General features: G+C 57.7%; 6 protein-coding genes and 1 pseudogene. 5 read left to right on the plus strand and 2 right to left on the minus strand.

The features are described from left to right. Positions 1-925: integron integrase (locus tag GTP23_RS22255; RefSeq protein ID WP_060588943.1), on the minus strand; the 925-nt coding region annotated here is incomplete at its 3' end. Positions 926-1070: 145 nt separating this feature from the next. Between GTP23_RS22255 and GTP23_RS22260 the strand changes: the two genes are divergently transcribed. The 5 genes from GTP23_RS22260 (at position 1071) to GTP23_RS22285 (ending at position 5105) form a co-directional block, all read left to right on the plus strand. Next, positions 1071-1862, plus strand: coding sequence for an ANT(3'')-Ia family aminoglycoside nucleotidyltransferase AadA2 (locus GTP23_RS22260; protein WP_001261740.1), 792 nt, complete (start codon positions 1071-1073; stop codon positions 1860-1862). A gap of 163 nt (positions 1863-2025) precedes the next feature. Then, positions 2026-2373: a quaternary ammonium compound efflux SMR transporter QacE delta 1 gene (locus tag GTP23_RS22265; protein WP_000679427.1), complete on the plus strand. Its 348-nt coding sequence runs from the start codon at positions 2026-2028 to the stop codon at positions 2371-2373. Next, positions 2367-3206 carry a sulfonamide-resistant dihydropteroate synthase Sul1 gene (gene sul1 / locus GTP23_RS22270; RefSeq protein WP_000259031.1) on the plus strand — a complete coding sequence of 280 codons (840 nt, stop codon included), beginning with the start codon at positions 2367-2369 and terminating at the stop codon, positions 3204-3206. The genes GTP23_RS22265 and sul1 overlap by 7 nt, the downstream gene beginning before the upstream one ends. A 127-nt stretch (positions 3207-3333) precedes the next feature. Next, positions 3334-3834, plus strand: coding sequence for a GNAT family N-acetyltransferase (locus tag GTP23_RS22275; protein ID WP_000376623.1), 501 nt, complete (start codon positions 3334-3336; stop codon positions 3832-3834). A 506-nt stretch (positions 3835-4340) separates the two neighbouring features. Further along, the gene (locus GTP23_RS22285; RefSeq protein ID WP_001389365.1) at positions 4341-5105 is read left to right on the plus strand and encodes an IS6-like element IS6100 family transposase; all 765 of its coding nucleotides are present in this window, start codon (positions 4341-4343) and stop codon (positions 5103-5105) included. A 143-nt stretch (positions 5106-5248) separates the two neighbouring features. Here GTP23_RS22285 and GTP23_RS22290 read toward each other — a convergent pair. Continuing rightward, positions 5249-5323, minus strand: a pseudogene (locus tag GTP23_RS22290) (IS6 family transposase); the annotation flags it as partial.

Below are 5323 nucleotides of genomic sequence, written 5' to 3' on the forward strand. Positions count from 1 at the left end.
GGCCAGGCCTCAGCATTTTATTATGGTGATCCCCTGGGCGAAATGCGCCTGGTAAGCAGAGTTTTTGAAATGTAAGGCCTTTGAATAAGACAAAAGGCTGCCTCATCGCTAACTTTGCAACAGTGCCTTCTACGGCACGTTTGAAGGCGCGCTGAAAGGTCTGGTCATACATGTGATGGCGACGCACGACACCGCTCCGTGGATCGGTCGAATGCGTGTGCTGCGCAAAAACCCAGAACCACGGCCAGGAATGCCCGGCGCGCGGATACTTCCGCTCAAGGGCGTCGGGAAGCGCAACGCCGCTGCGGCCCTCGGCCTGGTCCTTCAGCCACCATGCCCGTGCACGCGACAGCTGCTCGCGCAGGCTGGGTGCCAAGCTCTCGGGTAACATCAAGGCCCGATCCTTGGAGCCCTTGCCCTCCCGCACGATGATCGTGCCGTGATCGAAATCCAGATCCTTGACCCGCAGTTGCAAACCCTCACTGATCCGCATGCCCGTTCCATACAGAAGCTGGGCGAACAAACGATGCTCGCCTTCCAGAAAACCGAGGATGCGAACCACTTCATCCGGGGTCAGCACCACCGGCAAGCGCCGCGACGGCCGAGGTCTTCCGATCTCCTGAAGCCAGGGCAGATCCGTGCACAGCACCTTGCCGTAGAAGAACAGCAAGGCCGCCAATGCCTGACGATGCGTGGAGACCGAAACCTTGCGCTCGTTCGCCAGCCAGGACAGAAATGCCTCGACTTCGCTGCTGCCCAAGGTTGCCGGGTGACGCACACCGTGGAAACGGATGAAGGCACGAACCCAGTGGACATAAGCCTGTTCGGTTCGTAAACTGTAATGCAAGTAGCGTATGCGCTCACGCAACTGGTCCAGAACCTTGACCGAACGCAGCGGTGGTAACGGCGCAGTGGCGGTTTTCATGGCTTGTTATGACTGTTTTTTTGTACAGTCTATGCCTCGGGCATCCAAGCAGCAAGCGCGTTACGCCGTGGGTCGATGTTTGATGTTATGGAGCAGCAACGATGTTACGCAGCAGGGCAGTCGCCCTAAAACAAAGTTAGACATCATGAGGGTAGCGGTGACCATCGAAATTTCGAACCAACTATCAGAGGTGCTAAGCGTCATTGAGCGCCATCTGGAATCAACGTTGCTGGCCGTGCATTTGTACGGCTCCGCAGTGGATGGCGGCCTGAAGCCATACAGCGATATTGATTTGTTGGTTACTGTGGCCGTAAAGCTTGATGAAACGACGCGGCGAGCATTGCTCAATGACCTTATGGAGGCTTCGGCTTTCCCTGGCGAGAGCGAGACGCTCCGCGCTATAGAAGTCACCCTTGTCGTGCATGACGACATCATCCCGTGGCGTTATCCGGCTAAGCGCGAGCTGCAATTTGGAGAATGGCAGCGCAATGACATTCTTGCGGGTATCTTCGAGCCAGCCATGATCGACATTGATCTAGCTATCCTGCTTACAAAAGCAAGAGAACATAGCGTTGCCTTGGTAGGTCCGGCAGCGGAGGAATTCTTTGACCCGGTTCCTGAACAGGATCTATTCGAGGCGCTGAGGGAAACCTTGAAGCTATGGAACTCGCAGCCCGACTGGGCCGGCGATGAGCGAAATGTAGTGCTTACGTTGTCCCGCATTTGGTACAGCGCAATAACCGGCAAAATCGCGCCGAAGGATGTCGCTGCCGACTGGGCAATAAAACGCCTACCTGCCCAGTATCAGCCCGTCTTACTTGAAGCTAAGCAAGCTTATCTGGGACAAAAAGAAGATCACTTGGCCTCACGCGCAGATCACTTGGAAGAATTTATTCGCTTTGTGAAAGGCGAGATCATCAAGTCAGTTGGTAAATGATGTCTAACAATTCGTTCAAGCCGACCGCGCTACGCGCGGCGGCTTAACTCCGGCGTTAGATGCACTAAGCACATAATTGCTCACAGCCAAACTATCAGGTCAAGTCTGCTTTTATTATTTTTAAGCGTGCATAATAAGCCCTACACAAATTGGGAGATATATCATGAAAGGCTGGCTTTTTCTTGTTATCGCAATAGTTGGCGAAGTAATCGCAACATCCGCATTAAAATCTAGCGAGGGCTTTACTAAGCTTGCCCCTTCCGCCGTTGTCATAATCGGTTATGGCATCGCATTTTATTTTCTTTCTCTGGTTCTGAAATCCATCCCTGTCGGTGTTGCTTATGCAGTCTGGTCGGGACTCGGCGTCGTCATAATTACAGCCATTGCCTGGTTGCTTCATGGGCAAAAGCTTGATGCGTGGGGCTTTGTAGGTATGGGGCTCATAATTGCTGCCTTTTTGCTCGCCCGATCCCCATCGTGGAAGTCGCTGCGGAGGCCGACGCCATGGTGACGGTGTTCGGCATTCTGAATCTCACCGAGGACTCCTTCTTCGATGAGAGCCGGCGGCTAGACCCCGCCGGCGCTGTCACCGCGGCGATCGAAATGCTGCGAGTCGGATCAGACGTCGTGGATGTCGGACCGGCCGCCAGCCATCCGGACGCGAGGCCTGTATCGCCGGCCGATGAGATCAGACGTATTGCGCCGCTCTTAGACGCCCTGTCCGATCAGATGCACCGTGTTTCAATCGACAGCTTCCAACCGGAAACCCAGCGCTATGCGCTCAAGCGCGGCGTGGGCTACCTGAACGATATCCAAGGATTTCCTGACCCTGCGCTCTATCCCGATATTGCTGAGGCGGACTGCAGGCTGGTGGTTATGCACTCAGCGCAGCGGGATGGCATCGCCACCCGCACCGGTCACCTTCGACCCGAAGACGCGCTCGACGAGATTGTGCGGTTCTTCGAGGCGCGGGTTTCCGCCTTGCGACGGAGCGGGGTCGCTGCCGACCGGCTCATCCTCGATCCGGGGATGGGATTTTTCTTGAGCCCCGCACCGGAAACATCGCTGCACGTGCTGTCGAACCTTCAAAAGCTGAAGTCGGCGTTGGGGCTTCCGCTATTGGTCTCGGTGTCGCGGAAATCCTTCTTGGGCGCCACCGTTGGCCTTCCTGTAAAGGATCTGGGTCCAGCGAGCCTTGCGGCGGAACTTCACGCGATCGGCAATGGCGCTGACTACGTCCGCACCCACGCGCCTGGAGATCTGCGAAGCGCAATCACCTTCTCGGAAACCCTCGCGAAATTTCGCAGTCGCGACGCCAGAGACCGAGGGTTAGATCATGCCTAGCATTCACCTTCCGGCCGCCCGCTAGCGGACCCTGGTCAGGTTCCGCGAAGGTGGGCGCAGACATGCTGGGCTCGTCAGGATCAAACTGCACTATGAGGCGGCGGTTCATACCGCGCCAGGGGAGCGAATGGACAGCGAGGAGCCTCCGAACGTTCGGGTCGCCTGCTCGGGTGATATCGACGAGGTTGTGCGGCTGATGCACGACGCTGCGGCGTGGATGTCCGCCAAGGGAACGCCCGCCTGGGACGTCGCGCGGATCGACCGGACATTCGCGGAGACCTTCGTCCTGAGATCCGAGCTCCTAGTCGCGAGTTGCAGCGACGGCATCGTCGGCTGTTGCACCTTGTCGGCCGAGGATCCCGAGTTCTGGCCCGACGCCCTCAAGGGGGAGGCCGCATATCTGCACAAGCTCGCGGTGCGACGGACACATGCGGGCCGGGGTGTCAGCTCCGCGCTGATCGAGGCTTGCCGCCATGCCGCGCGAACGCAGGGGTGCGCCAAGCTGCGGCTCGACTGCCACCCGAACCTGCGTGGCCTATACGAGCGGCTCGGATTCACCCACGTCGACACTTTCAATCCCGGCTGGGATCCAACCTTCATCGCAGAACGCCTAGAACTCGAAATCTAACGTCCGTTCGGGCATCGAGGTCCATGTCGGGGTGGGACGGGCCCGTGGCTTCAAGATCACTTGCAGTCCGACCGCGATGTCTTGGTTGCGCGAGAGGTTGTCGATATCCTCCACTTCCATCATCAACCCTGGATAATGCCGCCGCCGTCATCGCCGCCGACGCCCGTGCCGGGCTTTTCGGGCCTGTCAGGCTTGCTCGGCCTTCAGCCTGCCTGGGCGAGATCTCCGGCGGACGGATTAACGGCGGAGCTTCGCCGCCTTTCGTGCGTGTGAAGGCCGAAGATAGTTCTCTCAAAAACATCCGTTTATGAGAGATACCAAATGTCATTTTCAGAAGACGACTGCACCAGTTGATTGGGCGTAATGGCTGTTGTGCAGCCAGCTCCTGACAGTTCAATATCAGAAGTGATCTGCACCAATCTCGACTATGCTCAATACTCGTGTGGGCTCTGTTGCAAAAATCGTGAAGCTTGAGCATGCTTGGCGGAGATTGGACGGACGGAACGATGACGGATTTCAAGTGGCGCCATTTCCAGGGTGATGTGATCCTGTGGGCGGTGCGCTGGTATTGTCGCTATCCGATCAGCTATCGCGACCTTGAGGAAATGCTGGCGGAACGCGGCATTTCGGTCGACCATACGACGATCTATCGCTGGGTCCAGTGCTACGCCCCGGAGATGGAGAAGCGGCTGCGCTGGTTCTGGCGGCGTGGCTTTGATCCGAGCTGGCGCCTGGATGAAACCTACGTCAAGGTGCGGGGCAAGTGGACCTACCTGTACCGGGCAGTCGACAAGCGGGGCGACACGATCGATTTCTACCTGTCGCCGACCCGCAGCGCCAAGGCAGCGAAGCGGTTCCTGGGCAAGGCCCTGCGAGGCCTGAAGCACTGGGAAAAGCCTGCCACGCTCAATACCGACAAAGCGCCGAGCTATGGTGCAGCGATCACCGAATTGAAGCGCGAAGGAAAGCTGGACCGGGAGACGGCCCACCGGCAGGTGAAGTATCTCAATAACGTGATCGAGGCCGATCACGGAAAGCTCAAGATACTGATCAAGCCGGTGCGCGGTTTCAAATCGATCCCCACGGCCTATGCCACGATCAAGGGATTCGAAGTCATGCGAGCCCTGCGCAAAGGACAGGCTCGCCCCTGGTGCCTGCAGCCCGGCATCAGGGGCGAGGTGCGCCTTGTGGAGAGAGCTTTTGGCATTGGGCCCTCGGCGCTGACGGAGGCCATGGGCATGCTCAACCACCATTTCGCAGCAGCCGCCTGATCGGCGCAGAGCGACAGCCTACCTCTGACTGCCGCCAATCTTTGCAACAGAGCCTCCGTCGCCATGCTCACCTCGCTTTGGTGCACACGAGGGCACTGTTGCAAAGTTAGCGATGAGGCAGCCTTTTGTCTTATTCAAAGGCCTTACATTTCAAAAACTCTGCTTACCAGGCGCATTTCGCCCAGGGGATCACCATAATAAAATGCTGAGGCCTGGCC

Source organism: Duganella fentianensis (assembly GCF_009857835.1).
Taxonomy (GTDB): domain Bacteria; phylum Pseudomonadota; class Gammaproteobacteria; order Burkholderiales; family Burkholderiaceae_D; genus Rugamonas; species Rugamonas fentianensis.

Excerpts from the sequence above, each read along its gene's own strand:
- sul1 (WP_000259031.1), top strand. The coding sequence starts at position 2,367 with ATGGTGACGGTGTTCGGCATTCTGAATCTCACCGAGGACTCCTTCTTC.
- GTP23_RS22275 (WP_000376623.1), top strand. The coding sequence starts at position 3,334 with ATGGACAGCGAGGAGCCTCCGAACGTTCGGGTCGCCTGCTCGGGTGAT.
- GTP23_RS22260 (WP_001261740.1), top strand. The coding sequence starts at position 1,071 with ATGAGGGTAGCGGTGACCATCGAAATTTCGAACCAACTATCAGAGGTG.
- GTP23_RS22265 (WP_000679427.1), top strand. The coding sequence starts at position 2,026 with ATGAAAGGCTGGCTTTTTCTTGTTATCGCAATAGTTGGCGAAGTAATC.
- GTP23_RS22285 (WP_001389365.1), top strand. The coding sequence starts at position 4,341 with ATGACGGATTTCAAGTGGCGCCATTTCCAGGGTGATGTGATCCTGTGG.